Here is a 19,300-nt window from a genome sequence, read left to right on the forward strand (position 1 = left end):
CGGGGATCCATGGCGAGCTCTGTCCTCTGGATTCCCGCTTTCGCGGGAATGACATTAGTGCGGGGTATACGGTGAGGCGGGACCGCTTCTTCGCATAGAAGACAGTGGCATTCGCTTGCACGTCAGCCGTTGCGGAAGAACGGCAACCTGCTGACCGGAAGCAGGACCAGCCAGAGGATCAGAAGACCCCCGCCGATCGCCAGCGGCTTCACTATGGCTTCCCGCACGGCGATCGGGCGGGTTTCGTGCTGCCCCGCCAGGCTCGCTTCGCATTCGCGTGAGCCGGGGTCCGGACCATGTCCATCCTCGTCGGCACAATCGGAAGGTGAGTGGTAGGCATTCCAGCCATTCCAGCCCGCCAGCAAGATGAAAAACGCCACATAGACGGCGAGGTAACCGACCCGCCGCCCCATCAGAACTCGTCCGCGATATCCATCAGCCGGCTAACGCTCTTCGGCGCGACCTGACGCCAGCTGCGCTGCAGCCAGTCGGCGATGCCATCCCAGTCGACATCGGGGCGGTTGAGGATCACCCCGACCCAGCCGCTTGCGCCGTAATAGGCAGGCTTATGGTAGACTTCGGGCTGCGCCTCCACCAGGCCCTCCAACTCGTCCATGCTGCTGCATTTGACCAGTAGCGAGATTTGCGGCGTACCGTGGTGCCGGTCGGCGAAATAGGCGAAGAACTTGCCCGATTTCTCGCTCCCGACCCGGAAACCGGGAGAGCCGTGGCTCTCGCGCTCGTGGGTCTGCGGCAAGGCGAGCGCGAGCTCGCGCACGCGGGCGAGCAGATGCACCGGATCGTTCCCGCGCGAGACGTAGTCCGCCAGCACGCGCGGGTAGAGTTGGTGTTCGGCGATCCGCACCCGCTCGGCAAGGCTATCAGGCGTATCGCCCGGCCGGATCGCGACTTCGATCTGGCCGAGCGCTTCGCCCGAATCGAGTTCCTCGGTGACGAGATGCACGGTCGCTCCCGCGTGGCTGTCGCCAGCCGCAATCGCTTTGGCATGGGTGTCGAGGCCGGGATATTTAGGCAGCAGCGAGGGGTGAATGTTGAGCATCCGTCCTGCCCAACGACGGACGAATCCGTCGCTCAGGATCCGCATATAGCCAGCCAGGACGATGAATTCGGCTTTGGCTGCCCTGGCCTCCCGCTCCATCGCGGCATCGTGTTCGGCGCGCGTCATTCCCTTGTGCGAGAGCGCGAAGGTCGAAACACCTTCGGCCTTGGCCACTTGCAAACCTTCCGCGTCGGGATCGTTCGCCGCGACGAGCACGATCTCGTAGGGGCAGTCAGGCTGGCGGCTGGCGTAGAGCAGCGCGGCCATATTGGTGCCCTTGCCCGAGATGAAGACGGCGACCCGGACTTTCGTCATTGTGCCCGCCTGAACCCGTCATGCTGAATGTGTTTCAGCATCAATCTCGCCACCAGCACCATCCGCGCATGGGGCGAAATGGACCCTGAAAAAATTTCAGGGTGACGAAGGGATTCAGGCAAGATGCCGTGCCTCCCAGTCGCCCTTCGCCGACCAGGTCCCGGCGGAGCCGCGCACGGTGCAGCCGCGCTCTCCGGTCTCGATCCGCCCGACGTGCAGCACGGTCTCGCCCGCCTCTTCGAGCATGGCGGTGACTTCGCCAGCATCGCCTTCCGCGATTGCCAGCACCATGCCCACGCCGCAGTTGAAGGTGCGCGCCATCTCCTCGGGCTCGATATTGCCCTGTGCCTGAAGGAACGCCATCAACCGGGGCTGCTCCCAGCCGTCCGCATCGACCACCGCATGCGCGCCCTCGGGCAACACGCGCGGGATATTCTCGAGCAGGCCGCCGCCGGTGATATGCGCCAGCGCGGCGATCCGGCCGCTGCGAATGGGGCCGAGCAGGCTCTTCACATAAATCCGGGTCGGCTCGATCAGAATGTCGATCAGCAGGCGCTCATTGTCGAACAGGGCGGGGCGGTCGAGCTTCCAGCCCTTGTCTGCCGCCAGCCGCCGGACCAGCGAATAGCCGTTCGAATGCACGCCCGAGCTGGCAAGTCCGAGCAGCACCATGCCGGGTGCGACCTTCTCGCCGGTCAGTTGTTCGCCGCGCTCGACCGCGCCGACGCAGAAGCCGGCGAGGTCGTAGTCGCCCTCGGCATACATACCCGGCATTTCCGCCGTCTCGCCGCCGATCAGCGCGCAGCCCGCCATCTTGCAGCCCTCGGCGATGCCCGCGATCACGCGCTCCGCAACGCCGTTCTCAAGCTTGCCGGTGGCGAAATAGTCGAGGAAGAACAACGGCTCCGCGCCCTGCACGATCAAATCGTTGACGCACATGGCGACCAGATCGATCCCGACGGTGTCGTGCCGGTCGTGGTCGATCGCGAGCTTGAGCTTGGTCCCCACCCCATCGTTCGCAGCGACCAGCAGCGGATCTTTGTATCCGGCAGCCTTCGGATCGAAGAACCCGCCGAAGCCGCCGATTTCGCTGTCCGCACCGGGGCGGGCGGTCGCTTTCACCAGCGGGCCGATCGCCTTGACCAGCGCATTGCCCGCCTCGATCGAGACGCCAGCACCCGCATAGGTGTAGCTTTCCTGCGACGTATCTTTCGACATGCGCACAGGCTTTAGTCATTCGCGCTTGGATTTCCATGACTGTTTCGGCAAAAGGCGGCGAGTTTTCCCCGATGACCCTTTCTTTCCCCACCTCCGGCCCCGCGCGCCGCATTCTGATCGTCGGCACGGTGTTGCTGGCGCTGCTCGCGGCGGTGCTGCTGGCGCGCGGTCTGACCGCGCAGGTCGAGGGCGACCGCGGCATCGCGGCGGTCGCGGGCAGCAGCGATATCGAAGTCGGCGGGATCAAGGTCGATGCGCGGGGCGACAACGCGCAGGAAGCGCGCGAGAACGGCTGGCGCGAGGCGCAGAAAAAGGCCTGGGCGCAGCTCAAGGGCCCTGCGATGCCTGACAACCAGATCGCAAGCATGGTGTCCTCCATCGTGATCGAGCAGGAACAGATCGGCCCGCGGCGTTACATCGCGACGCTCGGCGTGATTTTCGACCGGTCGCGTGCCGGCCGCTACCTTGGCGGAAATGCTCAGAAGACCCGCTCCGCACCGATGCTGCTGGTCCCGGTGACGATCAGCGCGGGGACCGAGATGGTCTACGAACGGCGCAATCCGTGGCAGCGCGCCTGGGCCGAGTTCAATCCGGGGACCAGCGCGATCGACTATGTCCGCCCCTCGGGTGCCGGCGGGGATTCGCTCCTGATGACCTTCGGCCAGACCGGACGTCGCAGCCGCACATGGTGGCGCAACGTGCTCGACGAGTTCGAGGCGGCCGACGTACTCGTGCCGATTGCCAAGCTGACCTACCAATATCCCGGCGGCCCGGTGAAGGGCGTGTTCACGGCACGTTACGGTCCCGACAACACCTATCTCGACGGTTTCACGCTGGAAGCTGCCAATCCGGGCGAGTTGCCCAAAATGCTGGCGCAGGCGGTGAAGCGGTTCGACGGTATGTTCGAAAGCGCACTCGCGCAGGGCAAGCTCAAGCCGGACTCGACGCTGTCGGTCGGCGTGTCAGGCACGGATCCCGCGCTGCTGCGGCTGATCGAGATCGGGCGCGCAGTCGAGGCACGCGAAGCGGCGCGGCGCGCTGCGGCGGCGGGCGAAACTGCGGACACCGTAACCGATCCGGCCGCAACGCCGACCGCTGCGCCGACCGTCGCCGCGGTGGTCAATTCCTACGTGGTCCAGTTCGCCAGCCCCGATGCGGGGTCGATCGACGCGACGCTGGGTGCCGTGCGCTCGACTGCCGGAGTGCGCGGAGCGGCGACCAGCAGCCTCGCGATCGGCGGTACCTCGGTAATGCGGGTCAGCTATGCCGGGTCGCTGGCCGAGCTTGCGGCGGCGCTCCGGGCGCGCGGGTTCAACGTCAATCAGGGCAGCAACGCGCTCGCCATTTCGCGATAAGGCCGCCGCCATGTCGCAGATCGCGCTTCCGCTGACCCATCGCCGGGATTCGGACCCCGAGCAGATCGTGGTCGGCAATGCCAACCTTCCGGTGATCGAGGCGTTGCGCGATCCCGCCGCCTGGCCGTTCCGCACCGCCGTCCTCACCGGTCCACCGCGATCGGGAAAGTCGTTGCTCGGCAAGTGGTTCGCTGCGCAGGGCAGGGGAGAGGCCATCGACGGGGCCGACAGCATCGATGAAACGGATCTGTTCCATCGCTGGAACCGCGCACAGGAAGATGGCCATCCGCTGCTGATGATCGTCGACGGCGGGCATTGGGACATTGCGCTGCCCGATCTGCGCAGCCGGATGGGCGCGGCGCTGCACCTGGAAATCGGGGCTCCGGACGATGCCATGCTTGCCGACCTGATCGAAAATCTTGCCGCCCGGCGCGGTCTTGCGCTGGGCGAGGGCGCACTTACCTATCTCGTACCGCGAGCGGAGCGCAGCTTTGCCGAAGTGGAGCGGCTGGTTGAAACGATCGACCGGCTGAGCCTCGAGCGTAAGGTGCCGGCGACGCTCTCGGTCTGGCGCGATGCGCTGGAGGCGTTGCAGGGGCCCGAGCAAGCACGCTTGCTCTGACGCCGACTAAGTGGGAGAATGCCGCGATGTTCGACCGGCTGAAGAGCTATCTGGACTCGGTTCGCGCGCGCGATCCTGCACCGCGTTCGCGGTGGGAAGTGCTGCTCTATCCCGGCGTGCTTGCGCTCGGCCTGCACCGCGTGGCGCACTGGCTGTTCGAAGCGCAGCTGTTTTTTCTCGCGCGGTTCGTGAACCATTTCAGCCGCTTTCTCACCGCAATCGATATCCACCCGGGGGCGACGATCGGGAAGAACCTGTTTATTGATCATGGCTTCACCGTGATCGGCGAAACCGCCGAGATCGGTGACAATGTCACCATCTACCAATGCGTTACCCTGGGTGGGACCAATCCGACCAACGGCATCGGCGGCAAACGACATCCGACCATTTCGGACAATGTGATCATCGGTTCGGGCGCGCAGGTCATCGGGCCGATCACCGTGGGCAAGCGCGCGCGGATCGGGGCCAACGCCGTGGTGACCGACGATGTGCCTGAAGGCGCGACGATGATCGGGCTCAAGGCGCGTTCCACCCTGATTCCGGCGGAGGAATGGATCCGCGAATTCATTCCCTATGGCACGCCGTGCGACGATCCGTGCAAGGAGATGGGCGCTCCGGGTCGCGACTGTGTCGAGAAGCTGGAGAACGAAATCGCGGCCATGCGGGCCGAACTCGCCGAACTGCGCGCACTTGCGGGCGAACGCGAGACAGCGAAGCGCAGCGGGACCGATAGCCTGTGAAGCCGAATCCCGGGGACACCGTCGTCGCGTTCCCGGGCCGCCAGCCCAATCAGATCGGCTTTACCCGCGAAGAGCTCCAGCGCATTCTCGATCTCTACGGCCGGATGGTCGCAGCGGGCGAATGGCGCGACTATGCGATGGATTTCGGTCGCGACAGCGCAAGCTTCGCCGCCTTCCGGCGCACCGCCGAACACCCGCAGGCACGGGTCGAGAAGCGCCCGGCACTGCGCAACCGCCAAGGCATGTGGACGCTGTTCGGGGAGCACGGCCAGGTGCTCAAGCGCGGGCACGAGCTCATGGGCGTGCTCGCCCCGATGGAGCGTCGGCTGGTCAAGGCCGTCGACAGCTAGGGCAATTTACTCGAACGCAGCCCCGACATGCGCCGAGCTGCGCTGCGCCTCGGTGATTGCGCCGACCAGCTTGATCAGCATAAGCACCGCGGTCGCGAACAGCAGAAAGACGAAGCTGCTGAGGGCGAACTCCATCCACAGCGGAGCGTAAATGATCAGGTTGGTCAGTTCGTTCACCGCCAGCTTGAAGAGCAGCGCGCACTGGATGAAGAAACCGACCATATAGGCGGTCCACCAGGCGAACACATCGTCCACCCCCGAATGCGCGTGCTCCGGGATCTCGCCGTGGCTGCGGTTGTAGAGCTCACGCATGGCGCGGAACGGCACCACCAGGTTGAGGAAGGGCACGAAATAGCTGCCCACCGCCCAGCCGGGCGAATGATCCATCGGCACGCCCTGTTCGACGATATTGGCATGCGCGCGGTAAATCCACACCAGCGCCATGATCATGAAGGCGAGCGCGCTGAGCAGCCAGAGAATGGCCAGGCCGATGGAAAGAAAGGCCAGCGTGAACATTTGCGTCATGCTGTCGGTTGAACCGCCGGCCGTCACCACGATCTCGTCGGCTGGTCTGAAGGCGATGTAGCCCGACAGTCCCACCTGCAGCAATGTCAGAACGACGAAAGTCCAGCCGATGAACCTGACCACCTTCGCGCGAAAGGCGAGGCTGTCGAGCGCCTGCGACGCGTTCATGCGCCTACCTCGGCACGATGGAATCCGATGTTCACGGTTGCGACCCCCAAAGAGAAAACCCCCGCGCGTTATGCGCAGGGGCCTCCCTCGGGGCAAGCCCCGGAATTCGCCAAAATCGTCTCAGGCGGCGAGCGCGGCGGTCACCGGCAGGCGGGCCTGAAGCGATCCGGGCAGGACCTCGACCACCATGCGGCGGATCGGGCTCCAGAAGGCGCTCAGCGTGAGCAGCGCCGAACCGATAACCAATGCGGTGAGCGCGACGTTCAGTTCCACCGCGCCGAAGCGGTCGAACAGGAAGGTCAGCGCCACCAGCACATAGGCCAGCGCCGAGACCAGCAGCGCGCGCCGGTCGATCGCCAGTGCGACGAGCCCGAACAGCACATAGACCGCGAGCACCGCCACCGCACCGCCGAGGCCGACTGAATTGCCGTCGGTAACACCCAGCCAGTGGAAAATCGGATGCGCGATCATCGGGGCGGCGAGCAGGTGCAGCCAGAAGGCGACGTCGCTGCGGCGCGTTTGCCGCTCGCGGTCGCTGGTGTCCCACCGCATGGCGAAGGCGAAGATCGCGATCCCGAGCAGGAAGACCATCGGGATGATCGTCGCTTCCGGGTTTTGGATGTTGTCCGGGCCGATCGACGTAACCACCAGCGCGATGGTGGTGACGGCGATCGCGCCGGCTCCCGCTGCCACGGTGATCGGGACCATGAAGCGGCGCCAGTGCAGGAAGGCTGCTCCAGCAGTGGCGAGCGCGGCACCTGCGACCAGCAGCCCGGCGAGCGTCTGGTTGGTGTTGCCGAAATCGTCTCCGCTGAAGGCCATCACGATGAAGCCGAGCAGACAGGCGAACACCCCGCCGACGAAGGCCAGCAGCAGCACGATGCTGGGCAGGGCCATGCGCCTCCTGCGGGTGAAGAACTCGGCCATCGCCCATGCAGCGGCGGCGACAAAGGCCCCGGCGAATGGAGGAGGGCCGTCGAGGTTGGGCGTCAGCGCCTGGCCGATGCCCGCCATTGCCACCAGCAGCAATACTGCCGCGATGGTGACGAAAATGTCGTTGAAGCTGTTGATCAGCCGGAAATGTTCCTCGTCGCCCGAGGGCGCAAGCCGCGCCTCGCGTACGGAATTGCGCAGGGCCTCGGCCGCGTCGGCGCTGATCGCGCCGCTCGCCACCGCATTGCGCAGGTCGTCTTCGGTATACATGGGTGTATCTCCTCCCCTGTGATGGAGCGGGTGGTACGCTGGGTGTATTAGTGTGTCAACACGGCAAAGCGTTGCTATTGTTGGTCGGAAACTTCGGCAGGACGTTCCCACGCGATGAGTTCGAGGTCCGGCACATTGAGGAAATCGCGCCCGTTGAGTGTTGCGAGCGGGATGCCGTGCGCCAGTGCCGTCGCGGCGGTCATGCGGTCGGCAATCTTGCGCCGCGAAAACCCAGTGATGGAAAGGATACGACGATATGCATCGATTTCGCGAATTCCGAAATCCAGCGTCTCGATTGTCTGGAGTATCCGGTCGACGCGTAATTGTCTGATTTCCGCTTCGGCAGGCACCGCGCGCACGCCATTCTCGAGTTCGATCCGCGTAATCGCTGACACCAGCAGCGGTGCTTCCAGTTGACTGATTTTCGCCGCTGCCCAGGCACTGCCGTCGCGCAGTTCGATCGCGATATCGGTGTCGATCAGGGTTGCCAATTACAAGCCGGGGCGATCGGGAAAGATGATCGGATCGCGCTTCTCTACGCTTGTTGGTTTCGGCAACCTCTTCAGATCATCGAGCATCTGCAACATGGCGGCGCGTTCATGATCGGCATCGCGGACTACGCGTAAGGTGACCACATCACCCTTCTGGTCCAGTTCCAAATCCACCCCCTCCGGAATGCCGAAACCCTTGGGCAGTCGCACGGCAACGCTATTGCCGGACTTGAACGTCTTGGTGTGAACCGGCTTGGTCATGGGGCGTATATACGGGATATACGCCCCGATCGCAAGATCAGCCGCGCGCCGAGCTCGGCCCGGTGCCGGTTACCTTCTGCATCGCGCGCAGGATGTTGCCCGACTGCTCGCTGCCGCTCTGCGGGGCGGTGAGGTTGGAAAACTCGCCGATCTTGTCCCAGTTGGCGGCGAAGCCTTCGACCGTGCGCTCGCCTTCGGGCAACCACACAGCGTCGTTCATCACCGTCCACGACGAATGGTAGCCCCCGGCGCCCGCGCCGACGATGGCATTGGTCGGCGCATCCTCGCTGACGAGGAACAGCGCCGCGGGGACCACGTTGACTGGATCGAACAGCTTGAAGGCTTCTTCTGGGAACAGGTCTTCAGTCATGCGGGTGCCCGCGACGGGCGATAGCGTGTTGACCTTGATGTTGTACTTGGCGCCTTCCAGCTGGAGCGTCTTGGTCAGGCCGGCGAGGCCGAGCTTGGCGGCACCGTAATTGGCCTGGCCGAAGTTGCCGAACAGGCCGGTGCTGCTGGCGGTCATCAGGATGCGGCCATAGGCCTGCTCGCGGAAGGTTTCCCAGCACGCCTTGGTGACGAAGGCCGAACCGGTCAGGTGGACCTTGAGGACGAACTCGAAATCGTCGGGCGTCATCTTGACGAAGGTCTTGTCGCGCAGCACGCCGGCATTGTTGATCAGCACATGGACGCCGCCCCACTTCTGCTTGGCGTCGGCGACCATCTTTTCCATCTGCTCGTATTCGGTGACGCTGCCGCCGTTCGACATGGCTTCGCCGCCCATCGCCTCGATTTCCTCGACCACCTTCAGCGCCATGTCCGAGTGGCCGGTGCCGTCGCGCGCGCCGCCGAGGTCGTTGACCACCACCTTCGCCCCGCGCCGCGCGAGTTCGAGCGCGTACTCGCGGCCCAGCCCGCCGCCCGCACCGGTGACGATGGCAACCTTGTCCTTGAACGAAATGGTCATGGCGTAATCCTCCTGATCGGGCCGTTGCGGCCTTACGTTTGCGTAAATCAGCGCGCGGGTTGGCAGTTTCGCGCGATGGTTGCAACCACCTGCGCGGCAAACCGCGATTCCGTAGGGTTATGCCGCAGTGGTTACAGCGCGCGGAGGGCGGGAATAAGGCCGCCGAACGAATCGATCACCGCGTCGCCGCCCAGCTCATGCGGAGGCTTGTCGCAATAGCCATAGGCCGCGACGACGACCGGCACCTGCGCCGCGCGCGCCGCCGCGACGTCGTAGGAACTGTCGCCCACGAAAACGAAGCTTCCGCCTCCGCACCGCTCGCGCGCGGCGAGCACCGGATCGGGCGCAGGCTTGGCGATGAAGCTGCCGTCCGGCCCCTTTCCCAGGCTGTTGCCGCCAATGATCGTCACGAACCGGTCGGCAAGGCCGAGCTGCGACAGGATCGAGCGGGCGAACTCCTCGAACTTGTTGGTCACCACGGCGGTCTTGACGCCCATTGCGTCGAGTGCATCGAGCGCTTCCAGCGCGCCGGGGTAGGGCCGTGAATGGACCGCGTTGTGTTCCGCATAATAGGCCAGCATCGCCTTGTAGAGCGGGCGGAATTCCTCATCGGGCAGGCCGCCCTGCGCGTCGACCGCGCGCGCCAGCATGATCTTCGCCCCGCCGCCGATCAGGTCCTTCGAACTGTCGACCGGCACCGGTTCGAACCCGCCCAGCGCCAGCGCGTGGTTCACCGCCGTACCGAGATCGCGAAAGGTGTCGAGCAAGGTGCCGTCGAGATCGAAACCGACGGCGTCGAAAGGAAATGCGGTCATCCGCCTGCGGTGGCTTATGGTTCTTCAATCCGCAAGCATTTGCTGGCATGGGGCCATCCATGAGCAAATTCGCTGCCGTCATCCTCGCTGCGGGCAAGGGCACCCGCATGAAATCGGACCTGCACAAGGTCCTTCACCCGATCGCCGGGCGCGCGATGATCGACCATCTGATGGCCTCGGTCGATGCGCTCGAGCCGGCGCACAAGGTGGTGGTCGTCGGCGCGGGGCGCGAGCAGCTCGAAAGTGCGCTGGGGGAACGGGCGAAGACCTGTTTGCAGGAGCCGCAGCTCGGCACCGGCCACGCGGTGCAGCAGGCGCAGGCGCAGCTGGCGGGCTTCGAGGGCGATGTGCTGGTCATGTATGGCGACGTGCCCTTCGTGCGCGCGGCGACGATGCAGGCGATGCTCGACCGTTTGAACGATGCCGACGGCCCTGCCGCCGTGGTGCTGGCGTTCGAGCCCGACGACGCGCTCGCCTATGGCCGCGTGATCGCCGACGGCGAGGGCCGCATCTCCAAGATGGTCGAGTTCAAGGACGCCAGCGAGACCGAGCGCGCCTGCCGGCTGTGCAATTCGGGCCTGATGGCGGCGAAGGCGGCGGATCTGTGGGCGCTGCTTGACCGGGTCGGCAATGACAATGCGCAGGGCGAGTACTACCTGCCGGATATCGTCAACATCGCAATCGCGGACGGGCGCGTTTGCGCTGCGGTGACGACCGACGATCCGAACGAGGTCGCCGGGATCAACAGCCGCTCCGAACTCGCGACTGCCGAGCGCCAGTGGCAGGAGGAACAGCGCGAACACTGGATGGCCGAAGGGGTCACCCTGCGCGCGCCCGAAACGGTGTTCTTCAGCTACGACACGCAACTGTCCAGCGATGTGGTGATCGAGCCAAACGTCGTCTTCGGCCCGGGGGTGACGGTGGCCAGCCGCGCGACGATCCGCGCTTTCAGCCATCTGGAGGGAGCGACTATCGGTGAGGGCTGCTCGGTTGGTCCCTACGCCCGCCTGCGCCCCGGCGCGGTGATGGAGAAGGGCAGCAAGGTCGGCAATTTCGTCGAGATGAAGGCGGCGGTGCTGGGCGAGGGGGCGAAGGCGAGCCACCTGACCTATCTCGGCGATGCGGTCGTGGGGAAAGACGCCAACATCGGCGCGGGCACCATCACCTGCAATTATGACGGCTATTTCAAATACAAGACCGAGATCGGCGACCGCGCCTTCATCGGCAGCAACAGCGCGCTGATCGCCCCGGTGCGGATCGGGGCCGACGCGATTGTCGCCGCCGGCAGCGCGGTCAGCCGCGATGTCGACGCAGGCGAGCTGCGCATGGTGCGGGCCGAGCAGATGGTCAAACCCGGCTGGGCCGACCGCTTCCACGACACGATGAAAAAGAAGAAAGCGGCGGCAAAGAAGTGAGCGGGGTTCTTCCGTTATTGCGAGGAGCCGCAGGCGACGCGGCAATCCAGAGCAGCTCCGGACCACTCTGGATTGCTTCGCTGCGCTCGCAATGACGATGGAGGAAACACCAACCTGCTGGCTTTGCGACCGCCCGTTCGAGACGCAGATCGAGTGGCATCACCCGGTGCCCAAGGCGAAGAAGGGCAAGGTGAAGGTTCCGGTTCACCCGATGTGCCACACCGCGATCCACACCCATTTCACCAATTCGCAGCTTGCCCGTATCGGCGAGGACCGCGCGGCGCTGCTGGCGAACGATGCGTTGGTCAAATTCGTCGAGTGGGTGAAGGACAAGCCGCCCGACTTTCACGCACCGACCCGAACAGGGGGCAAGGGGCGGCGGTGAAAGCGGGCGACCCGTGGGGCAGAAGACCTCAGGAGACCAAAAGGAACCGGGACCAGCAGTTCAGGTCAGTTCAAGATCCCTGCGCGTCGCGTCCTTGCGCGCTCCGGCGTCCCGGGCGACTTCGCGTTCCCAGCTTTCGAATTCGCGGCGGCTGAGCAGGTAGCGCCAGCGCGCCTCGTCGAAAGTGATCAGCTTGTCGCGGACGGCCTTGACGACCTCTTCCTTGCGGTTCTTCGACCAATGGACATCATAGGATTCCGGCAGGCCCGCTCGCTTGATCCGCGAGGCGATCGTCTCGTTCCGGGGATTGGGCATGACAATTCTCCAACAAACGCCCCCGTCGTTGGAAACACTCGGGCTTCGAGCCTTAATTTCGCCGAAACGGACAGGGCAAACCGGGGATTTACCATCCGGGATGCCCAATTCCTGCGACGAACCGCGACCTGCGCGCAGGCCTTGTCATCCGCGCGCCGTCCGATCGGCTGCCATTAATATTTATTAGCCATTCTGCGGTAGGGGAAGACACCATCAGGGAAATGGGTCGCACCGATTTCCGGAGGTCATTTTGCAAGATCGTCGCAACCCCCGAACAGAAGCCTTGCTTGCCGCCGAGCTTTTCGCAGGTGGCCGGGTGCGTGCGGTGCTGATCGTGGATGCGTCGATCGGAGGGGCCTTGATCGAACCGCCCGAGGATCTGGTGCTCGTCCCCGGAGAGCTCGTCCTCGTGCGCCTCTACGGCTTGCAGGCCACGACCGCCGCCAGAGTAAGGTGGGTGCGCGACGGGCAGGTGGGGATCGAATTCCGCCACCCGCTGCATCCGACGACGCTCGACTTCGCGCTCAACGATTACGCGAAGACCCTCGATCCGTCGGCGGAAGCTGCGGACCGGTCCGCTTGCTCTGCCAACCGCGCTGCCTGACCTGTGACCTGTGACCTGTGAATTGCCACTTCATTCTTTGACGGCCAAATAGCTGCCGAAATAGGCGAGATATTCGCCCGGCAGCTCGACCGGGTAAAGCGCCCCGGAATAGGCGAGGATAATCGCCAGCGCGGCCACCGGGCCGCCTGCCAGCGCGGGCGCGTGCCAGCGGCGAGGGAGCCGGAAATGCAGCGCGGCAACCAGATGGGTGCCAAGGGCGGTCACTGCCAGCGCGTAATAGGGTGCAAAGCCGAACTTCAGCGGTGACAGGGTCAATGTCCCCGCCGCCCAATAGAAGCTGGTGTCGAGACCCGACAGCCATCGCGTCAACAACGCCGCACCTGTGTGCATGATGATGAAGGCGGCGAGATAGCATCCGCTCAGCAACTGGGCATAGTGCCAGCCATCCTTCCGCTTGCGCGCGGCAATCCCGCGCACCAGGCCGATGCCGAGTGTGATCTGCGCGGCAAAACCGGCCACCAGCGCGGCCTCGACCGCCGGGATGCGATAGACCGCTCGTCCTGCGTGGAGCACCCATTCTTGCAGTTGCCTGCTATCTAGCGCCGCGAAATGCGCGGCAAAGTGCAGCACGAGAAACAGCCCGAGGAATACGGCCACCCGCCTATGCGCTCGTCTGGCGCGCACTTGTGCCGAAGCCCCTGCCATGACATCCTCCTAATCGGATATTTGATATCCGGATAAAGAATATCCGTATTAGGAGTCAAGCGTGCAGATTTCCAAGGGTGTCGAATGGGCGGTGCATTGCTGCACCGTGATTGCGCTGGTCGGGGAAGGGCGCGGCCTCAATGCCGAGGCGCTATCCGAATTCTTCGAAGTGCCCGGGCCCTATCTCGCCAAGCAGCTGCAGGCACTCAGCCGGGCGGGGCTGCTCGAATCGATGCGCGGCAAGCATGGCGGGTATCGCCTCGCCAGGTCCGTCGATGCGATCAGCCTGCTCGACATCGTGCTCGCGGTCGAAGGGCCGGGTCCGGCGTTTCGTTGCACCGAAATCCGCCAGAACGGACCATGCGGTGTTCCGCGCAAGGAGTGCCGCCGCCCGTGCGAAGTGGCAGCAGCGTTTGCCGATGCCGAAGCGGCATGGCGCGATGCGCTGCGGCGACGCTCGCTGGCGTCGATCATGCAGGAGGCTTCCGCCGGTTCGACGCCGGGGCATTTGCTCGAAATCGTCGAATGGGTTCGGCAGAAGACCGATCCCGTGGCCTGACCGAAAGGGCGGCCCCGAGGGGCCACCCATCGCTACGCGTTATTCCCCGCCAGACGGCGCATCCATCAGTTGCTGCATCAGATAGACCCACTGCATCGCCTGCAACATCGCGCGCTGTTCATTGTCGACCCCGCCCGAGTGGCCACCCTTGGTTTCCTCGAAATAGAGATAGGGCTGGCCGTTCGCCGCCATCCGCGCCGCCGCCTTGCGGCCGTGGCTGGGATGGGTGCGGTCATCGGCGGTCGAGGTGACATACATGATGCGGGCAAAATCCTTGTCCGCCGTCAGCTTCTGATAGGGTGAATAGCCATCGATCCACGCCTTCTGCTCGGGGATGCGCGGGTCGCCATATTCGCCGATCCATGACGCGCCGCGCCCGATCAGATGATAGCGCAGCATGTCGAACAGCGGGATCTGGACGATCGCCGCATTGAACAGGTCGGGCCGCTGGGTGAAAGCGGTGCCGACCAGAAGACCGCCCTGGCTCCCGCCCTGGATGCCGAGATGATCGGGCGAGGTGAAGCCGCGCTTCACCAGATCGTCGCCGATGGCGATGAAATCGTCCCACGTGCGCTGCTTGTTCTCGCGGATCGCGGTCTGGTGCCAATCCGGCCCGAACTCGCCGCCGCCGCGCATATTGCCGAGCACATAGGCGCCGCCGCGCTCCAGCCACAGCTTGCCGGTCGAGCCGAGATAGCCGGGCAGGCGCGGCACCTGGAAGCCGCCGTAACCGGTCAGCAGGGTTGCGGTGGAACCATCCATCACCATGCCCTTGGGCTTGACGATGAAATAGGGGACCTTGGTCCCGTCCTTGCTGGTCGCCTCGTATTGCTCGATTTCCATGCCGGCGGAATCGAAGCGGCTGGGGCTTTCCTTGACCGCTTCCAGCGTCACCCCGTCCTTGGCGTAGTACCATGTGCCGGGGGCGAGAAAATCGGTCGAGGTGAACATGATTTCGTCGGTTTCGTCCGACGATGTGGCGATGCCGACCGTCGCGTTCTCGGGCAGCGCGATCTGCTGGCTGACCCATTTGCCGCCCTCGTAGTCGAACTTCAGCACCTTGCCGCGCACGTTGTCGAGCAGGCTGACATAGAGGCTCGATTTGGTCGAACCGCCACCGCTCTTGGTCTGGCGCTCGCCCGGGGCCCAGACCAGCGTCATCGGCACGCCATTGGGATCCGCCTTCCACGCTTCGAGATCGGCCGAGACGATCGCATCGGCAGGGAAGGTCTGGTCGCCGCGCGTCCAGTCGACATCGGTCGAGAACAGGATCTGCCCGTCGATGATGCCGTAGGGATTGGCCTTTTCGGGAATGTCGAGCCGCAGCCACTCGCCATCCTTCTCGAAGAAGTAAGCGCGCTCGTGGAACGACAGGCCGCGATAGGCCATCCGCCCGTGGATCACCGAATCGCCATCGCGCAGGAGATAGGCTCCGGATGAAACGTCGGCCTTCTCGCCGCGGTAGATCTCGGGTGCATCCTCGATGCTGGTGCCGCGCTTCCACACGCGGGTGGTGAAGGGGTAGAAGCTGTCGGTCACAGTGTCCGGGCCGAAGTTGCGGCTGATCAGCAGCGTGTCCTGATCGAGCCATTCGGCACCGCCTTGGCTCTCGGGCAGCTCGAAGCCCCCTTCGACGAAGCTCAGCGTCTCGAGGTCGAATTCGCGGCTGACGTTGGCATCCTTGCCCCCGTCGGACAGCGAGACCAAACAGCGCATGCCCCTGGGGGGCAGGCAGGTCATGCCTTGGTAGACCCACTCCTTGCTCTCAGCCGCTGCGAGCGCGTCGATGTCGAGGATGGTCTCCCATACCGGATTTTCGGTCCGCCAGCTCTCCAGCGTGGTGCGCCGGACGATGCCCTTGGGGTTTTTCGCGTCCTGCCAGAAGTTGACCATGCCGTAGTGGGTGAAGCTGACGCCGGGCACGCGGTCGTCGGCGTTGAAGATCGCCAGCGCTTCGGCCTTGAGCTGTTCGAAGCGCGGATCGTTTTGCAGCGCCGCAATGGTTTTCTCGTTCTCGCCCGCGACCCATTCGAGCGCGCGCTCGCTGCGGGTTTCCTCGAGCCAGATGAAGGGATCGTTGGCGGCTTCCCATTCGGTGTCGGTCACGGTGTTGGCATCCTGTGCAGCCACCGGCGCAGCGGCGAGGGTGGCGAACGCGAGGGCAGCAGCCAGCGCGCGGGTCGATACGAGTTTCATGATAGAGCGTCCCCGGTTTCAGTCCGGTGGGCAGTCTGCCGATGGGGCGCGCAATGACAAGCGAATTCGGCGGTTTGCGTATGCGGTTGGTCGAAACGCAAAGGGCGACCCGTGGGCCGCCCTCGTCAATCCACCAAAGAATACGCGATCAGGCTTCGACGTGCTCCGCCAGCACGGTCAGCCCGTTCTCGCCCACTTCGGCAAAGCCGCCGCGGACCTGGATTTCCTCCGCCGCGGCGCCTTCGGTGCGATAAACCTGCACCGCACCGTCGCGGATGGTCGACATGAAGGGTGCGTGCCCCTCGAGCACGCCGAATTCGCCCTCGGTGCCGGGAACGACGACCATGTAGACGTCTTCCGAGCGGACCTGGCGTTCGGGCGTCACGAGTTCGAAATGCAGTGCCATTCTCTACCTCACATCTCTCTCCCCTTGCGGGAGAGATACGAAGACTTGCGAACGCGTTCGCTAGTCGGAGTTGAGAGGGGGCTGCGACGTTGCAGACGGGAGCTGCGCTCCCGACCCCTCTCCGAACCCTCTCCCGCAAGGGGAGAGGGCCTAGATTGCCTTACGCGTCCTCGGCCATCTTCTTGGCCTTCTCGACCACCTGATCGATGCCGCCGACCATATAAAATGCCTGCTCGGGCAGATGATCGTATTCACCCTCGACCACGGCCTTGAAGCTCTTCACCGTGTCTTCCAGCTGGACGAACTGGCCCGGGATGTTGGTGAAGACTTCGGCCACGTGGAACGGCTGGCTGAGGAACTTCTGAATCTTGCGCGCGCGGGCCACGGTCAGCTTGTCCTCTTCGGACAGCTCGTCCATGCCCAGAATGGCGATGATATCCTGCAGCGACTTGTACTTCTGCAGCGTTTCCTGGACCTTGCGCGCAGTTTCATAATGCTCGGCACCGACGACGCGCGGTTCGAGCACGCGGCTGGTGGAGTCGAGCGGATCGACCGCCGGATAGATGCCCAGCTCCGAGATCGCGCGGTTCAGCGTGGTCGTCGCGTCGAGGTGGGCGAAGGAGGTTGCAGGCGCAGGGTCGGTCAAGTCGTCGGCCGGCACGTAGATCGCCTGGACCGAAGTGATCGAGCCCTTGTTGGTCGAGGTGATGCGTTCCTGCAAATTGCCCATGTCGGTCGACAGGGTCGGCTGGTAGCCCACCGCCGAAGGAATGCGGCCAAGCAGCGCCGACACTTCCGAACCGGCCTGGGTAAAGCGGAAGATATTGTCGACGAAGAACAGCACGTCCTGGCCTTCCTCGTCACGGAAGTATTCGGCCATGGTCAGGCCCGAGAGCGCAACGCGGGCGCGGGCGCCCGGAGGCTCATTCATCTGGCCGAACACGAGGGCGACCTTGCTGCCTTCGCTGGTTGCATTGCCTTCGGCATCCTTGGCGATGACGCCGGCGTCGAGGAATTCGTGGTAGAGGTCGTTGCCTTCGCGGGTGCGCTCACCGACGCCCGCGAACACCGAGACGCCGCCGTGACCCTTGGCGATGTTGTTGATCAGTTCCTGGATCAGCACGGTCTTGCCGACGCCCGCGCCGCCGAACAGGCCGATCTTGCCGCCGCGCGCATAGGGCGCAAGGAGGTCGATCACCTTGATGCCGGTGACGAGGATCGCTGCTTCGGTCGACTGGTCGACGAAGGCCGGAGCCTCGGCGTGGATCGGGGCGGACTTTTCCGCGCCGATCGGGCCGCGTTCATCAATCGGCTGGCCGATGACGTTCATGATCCGGCCCAGCGTCTTGGGGCCGACCGGCACCGAGATCTGCGCGCCGGTGTTGACGACTTCCTGCCCGCGGGTGAGGCCTTCGGTCGCGTCCATCGCGATGGTGCGGACGGTGTTCTCGCCCAGATGCTGCGCGACTTCGAGAACCAGCGTGTTGTTGCCGTTCTTCGTTTCCAGCGCGGTCAGGATCGCGGGCAGATCACCCGGGAACTGCACGTCGACGACGGCGCCGATGACCTGGCTGATGGTGCCATTGGTGGTCTGGTTGAGGACAGGTGCGGTAGCCATGTTCGTTTCCTTGAGCCAAGCTTAGAGCGCTTCAGCGCCAGCGATAATTTCGATGAGTTCGGTGGTGATCGCGGCCTGACGCTGACGGTTGTAGATGATCGTCAGCTTGTTGATCAGGTCGCCGGCGTTGCGCGTCGCGTTGTCCATTGCGGTCATCGAGGCGCCCTGTTCGGATGCGCTGATCTCGAGCAGCGCGCCGAACACCTGCGTCTTGACGTAGCGCGGCAGCAGCTCGGCGAGGATCGCTTCCTCGTCGGGCTCGTATTCGACCACGGCATCGGATGCATCGGCCACTGCGGGGGCGGGGACGGGGATCAGCTGGACAGTGGTCGGGTCCTGCGCCAGCGCGCTCTTGAAGGTCGGGTAGACCAGATGCGCGACGTCGAACTTGCCGGCCTCGAACATGGCGATCAGCTCGGCGGCGATCGCCTCGGCTTCCTCGAAGCCGGGGTTGCGCACCGTGCTGGTATCGAAGCTCTGCGTGATCCGGCTCTCGTAGTCGCGCTTGATCGGCGCGCGGCCCTTCTTGCCCACGAGGTAGAAGGACACGTCCTTGCCCGCCGCGATCAGCGCCTTCGCCTGCAGCTTGGCTTCCTTGACGATGTTCGAATTGAGACCGCCGCACAGGCCCTTGTCGGTGTTGACCACCACCAACAGGTGGCGCTGGTCGCTGCCGGTCCCGGCAAGCAGCCGGGGCGCACTGTCGCCGCTGACCTTGCCGGCAAGCGACGCCATGACCGCGCTCAGCCGCTCGGCATAGGGGCGCGCGGCTTCGGCCGCCGCCTGCGCCTTGCGCAGCTTGGCTGCGGCGACCATCTGCTTGGCCTTGGTGATCTTCTGGGTCGACTTGACCGAGTTGATCCGACCTTTGAGTTCCTTGAGGCTTGCCATCTTGTGCTAATCTATCCCTTTCCCGTCATGCTGAACTTGGTTCAGCATCCATTTTCGGTCTTGGTGCCGAGGTCCGCTGGACCCGCGCTTGGTTGAAACATGGACCCTGAAACGAGTTCAGGGTGACGATGATGGTTTAGGTGGTCTCCCCTGGT

The 19,300-nt window shown here is 64.5% G+C and carries 23 protein-coding genes; 8 read left to right on the forward strand and 15 right to left on the reverse strand.

The features are described from left to right. Window positions 1-122: 122 nt before the first annotated feature. The 3 genes from NSO95_RS04865 to purM all read right to left on the reverse strand — a co-directional run bounded on the left by NSO95_RS04865 (window position 123) and on the right by purM (window position 2,593). Complete coding sequence (locus tag NSO95_RS04865) at window positions 123-413, reverse strand: hypothetical protein (protein WP_257595035.1); 291 nt, start codon at window positions 411-413, stop codon at window positions 123-125. Beyond that, window positions 413-1,375, reverse strand: a complete 963-nt coding sequence (gene purN, locus NSO95_RS04870) for a phosphoribosylglycinamide formyltransferase (protein ID WP_257595036.1) — start codon at window positions 1,373-1,375, stop codon at window positions 413-415. Before purN ends, NSO95_RS04865 begins: the two co-directional genes overlap by 1 nt. A 114-nt stretch (window positions 1,376-1,489) precedes the next feature. Further along, entirely contained in the window at window positions 1,490-2,593 is a 1,104-nt protein-coding gene (gene purM, locus NSO95_RS04875) for a phosphoribosylformylglycinamidine cyclo-ligase (RefSeq protein WP_257595037.1), read from the reverse strand. 71 nt (window positions 2,594-2,664) lie between these two features. On the opposite strand from purM, the gene NSO95_RS04880 reads away from it, so the two are divergent. Genes NSO95_RS04880 through NSO95_RS04895 form a run of 4 tightly spaced genes read left to right on the forward strand, consistent with a single transcriptional unit; the run spans window position 2,665 to window position 5,660 of the window. Further along, window positions 2,665-3,948 (forward strand): heavy-metal-associated domain-containing protein, encoded by a 1,284-nt coding sequence (locus NSO95_RS04880; RefSeq protein ID WP_257595038.1) that lies wholly within the window; start codon window positions 2,665-2,667, stop codon window positions 3,946-3,948. Window positions 3,949-3,958: 10 nt separating this feature from the next. Beyond that, the gene (locus NSO95_RS04885; protein ID WP_257595039.1) at window positions 3,959-4,570 is read left to right on the forward strand and encodes a P-loop NTPase family protein; all 612 of its coding nucleotides are present in this window, start codon (window positions 3,959-3,961) and stop codon (window positions 4,568-4,570) included. A 26-nt stretch (window positions 4,571-4,596) separates the two neighbouring features. Next, entirely contained in the window at window positions 4,597-5,310 is a 714-nt protein-coding gene (gene epsC / locus NSO95_RS04890; protein ID WP_257595040.1) for a serine O-acetyltransferase EpsC, read from the forward strand. Further along, a complete protein-coding gene (locus tag NSO95_RS04895) occupies window positions 5,307-5,660 on the forward strand; it encodes a DUF2794 domain-containing protein (RefSeq protein WP_257595041.1) in 354 nt (117 codons plus the stop codon). The genes epsC and NSO95_RS04895 overlap by 4 nt, the downstream gene beginning before the upstream one ends. A gap of 6 nt (window positions 5,661-5,666) precedes the next feature. On the opposite strand, the gene NSO95_RS04900 is transcribed toward NSO95_RS04895, so the two are convergent. From NSO95_RS04900 to NSO95_RS04925, 6 genes are all read right to left on the reverse strand, one after another. Next, on the reverse strand, window positions 5,667-6,353 hold the full coding sequence (locus NSO95_RS04900) for a DUF4328 domain-containing protein (protein ID WP_257595042.1): 687 nt from the start codon (window positions 6,351-6,353) through the stop codon (window positions 5,667-5,669). A 120-nt stretch (window positions 6,354-6,473) separates the two neighbouring features. After that, complete coding sequence (locus tag NSO95_RS04905) at window positions 6,474-7,556, reverse strand: hypothetical protein (RefSeq protein WP_257595043.1); 1,083 nt, start codon at window positions 7,554-7,556, stop codon at window positions 6,474-6,476. Window positions 7,557-7,630: 74 nt separating this feature from the next. Then, complete coding sequence (locus NSO95_RS04910) at window positions 7,631-8,047, reverse strand: PIN domain-containing protein (RefSeq protein WP_257595044.1); 417 nt, start codon at window positions 8,045-8,047, stop codon at window positions 7,631-7,633. Beyond that, window positions 8,048-8,308 (reverse strand): AbrB/MazE/SpoVT family DNA-binding domain-containing protein, encoded by a 261-nt coding sequence (locus NSO95_RS04915; RefSeq protein ID WP_257595045.1) that lies wholly within the window; start codon window positions 8,306-8,308, stop codon window positions 8,048-8,050. It abuts the gene before it with no gap. Window positions 8,309-8,345: 37 nt separating this feature from the next. Next, window positions 8,346-9,275 carry an SDR family NAD(P)-dependent oxidoreductase gene (locus NSO95_RS04920; protein ID WP_257595046.1) on the reverse strand — a complete coding sequence of 310 codons (930 nt, stop codon included), beginning with the start codon at window positions 9,273-9,275 and terminating at the stop codon, window positions 8,346-8,348. Window positions 9,276-9,406: 131 nt separating this feature from the next. After that, window positions 9,407-10,090 (reverse strand): HAD family hydrolase, encoded by a 684-nt coding sequence (locus NSO95_RS04925; RefSeq protein WP_257595047.1) that lies wholly within the window; start codon window positions 10,088-10,090, stop codon window positions 9,407-9,409. A 59-nt stretch (window positions 10,091-10,149) separates the two neighbouring features. On the opposite strand from NSO95_RS04925, the gene glmU reads away from it, so the two are divergent. After that, window positions 10,150-11,505, forward strand: a complete 1,356-nt coding sequence (gene glmU / locus NSO95_RS04930) for a bifunctional UDP-N-acetylglucosamine diphosphorylase/glucosamine-1-phosphate N-acetyltransferase GlmU (RefSeq protein WP_257595048.1) — start codon at window positions 10,150-10,152, stop codon at window positions 11,503-11,505. 91 nt (window positions 11,506-11,596) lie between these two features. Next, the gene (locus NSO95_RS04935; protein ID WP_257595049.1) at window positions 11,597-11,890 is read left to right on the forward strand and encodes an HNH endonuclease; all 294 of its coding nucleotides are present in this window, start codon (window positions 11,597-11,599) and stop codon (window positions 11,888-11,890) included. Window positions 11,891-11,950: 60 nt separating this feature from the next. On the opposite strand, the gene NSO95_RS04940 is transcribed toward NSO95_RS04935, so the two are convergent. Then, a complete protein-coding gene (locus NSO95_RS04940) occupies window positions 11,951-12,205 on the reverse strand; it encodes a DUF1153 domain-containing protein (RefSeq protein WP_257595050.1) in 255 nt (84 codons plus the stop codon). A gap of 250 nt (window positions 12,206-12,455) precedes the next feature. Between NSO95_RS04940 and NSO95_RS04945 the strand changes: the two genes are divergently transcribed. Next, window positions 12,456-12,809, forward strand: a complete 354-nt coding sequence (locus tag NSO95_RS04945; protein ID WP_257595051.1) for a PilZ domain-containing protein — start codon at window positions 12,456-12,458, stop codon at window positions 12,807-12,809. Between the two features lie 30 nt (window positions 12,810-12,839). On the opposite strand, the gene NSO95_RS04950 is transcribed toward NSO95_RS04945, so the two are convergent. Then, entirely contained in the window at window positions 12,840-13,475 is a 636-nt protein-coding gene (locus NSO95_RS04950; protein WP_257595052.1) for a hypothetical protein, read from the reverse strand. A 61-nt stretch (window positions 13,476-13,536) separates the two neighbouring features. Here NSO95_RS04950 and NSO95_RS04955 point away from each other — a divergent pair, with 61 nt between their 5' ends. Continuing rightward, entirely contained in the window at window positions 13,537-14,034 is a 498-nt protein-coding gene (locus tag NSO95_RS04955; protein WP_257595053.1) for an RrF2 family transcriptional regulator, read from the forward strand. A gap of 39 nt (window positions 14,035-14,073) precedes the next feature. Here the strand turns inward: NSO95_RS04955 and NSO95_RS04960 are convergent, their stop codons facing one another. The 4 genes from NSO95_RS04960 to NSO95_RS04975 all read right to left on the reverse strand — a co-directional run bounded on the left by NSO95_RS04960 (window position 14,074) and on the right by NSO95_RS04975 (window position 19,145). Beyond that, the gene (locus NSO95_RS04960) at window positions 14,074-16,230 is read right to left on the reverse strand and encodes a prolyl oligopeptidase family serine peptidase (RefSeq protein WP_257595054.1); all 2,157 of its coding nucleotides are present in this window, start codon (window positions 16,228-16,230) and stop codon (window positions 14,074-14,076) included. A 148-nt stretch (window positions 16,231-16,378) separates the two neighbouring features. Next, the gene (locus tag NSO95_RS04965; protein ID WP_257595055.1) at window positions 16,379-16,636 is read right to left on the reverse strand and encodes an ATP synthase F1 subunit epsilon; all 258 of its coding nucleotides are present in this window, start codon (window positions 16,634-16,636) and stop codon (window positions 16,379-16,381) included. Between the two features lie 160 nt (window positions 16,637-16,796). After that, window positions 16,797-18,254, reverse strand: a complete 1,458-nt coding sequence (gene atpD / locus NSO95_RS04970; RefSeq protein ID WP_257595056.1) for a F0F1 ATP synthase subunit beta — start codon at window positions 18,252-18,254, stop codon at window positions 16,797-16,799. 21 nt (window positions 18,255-18,275) lie between these two features. Continuing rightward, window positions 18,276-19,145 carry a F0F1 ATP synthase subunit gamma gene (locus tag NSO95_RS04975; protein ID WP_257595057.1) on the reverse strand — a complete coding sequence of 290 codons (870 nt, stop codon included), beginning with the start codon at window positions 19,143-19,145 and terminating at the stop codon, window positions 18,276-18,278. Between the last annotated feature and the right edge of the window lie 155 nt (window positions 19,146-19,300).

This window comes from Parerythrobacter lacustris (genome assembly GCF_024626475.1).
Classification (GTDB): Bacteria; Pseudomonadota; Alphaproteobacteria; order Sphingomonadales; family Sphingomonadaceae; genus Parerythrobacter_A; species Parerythrobacter_A lacustris.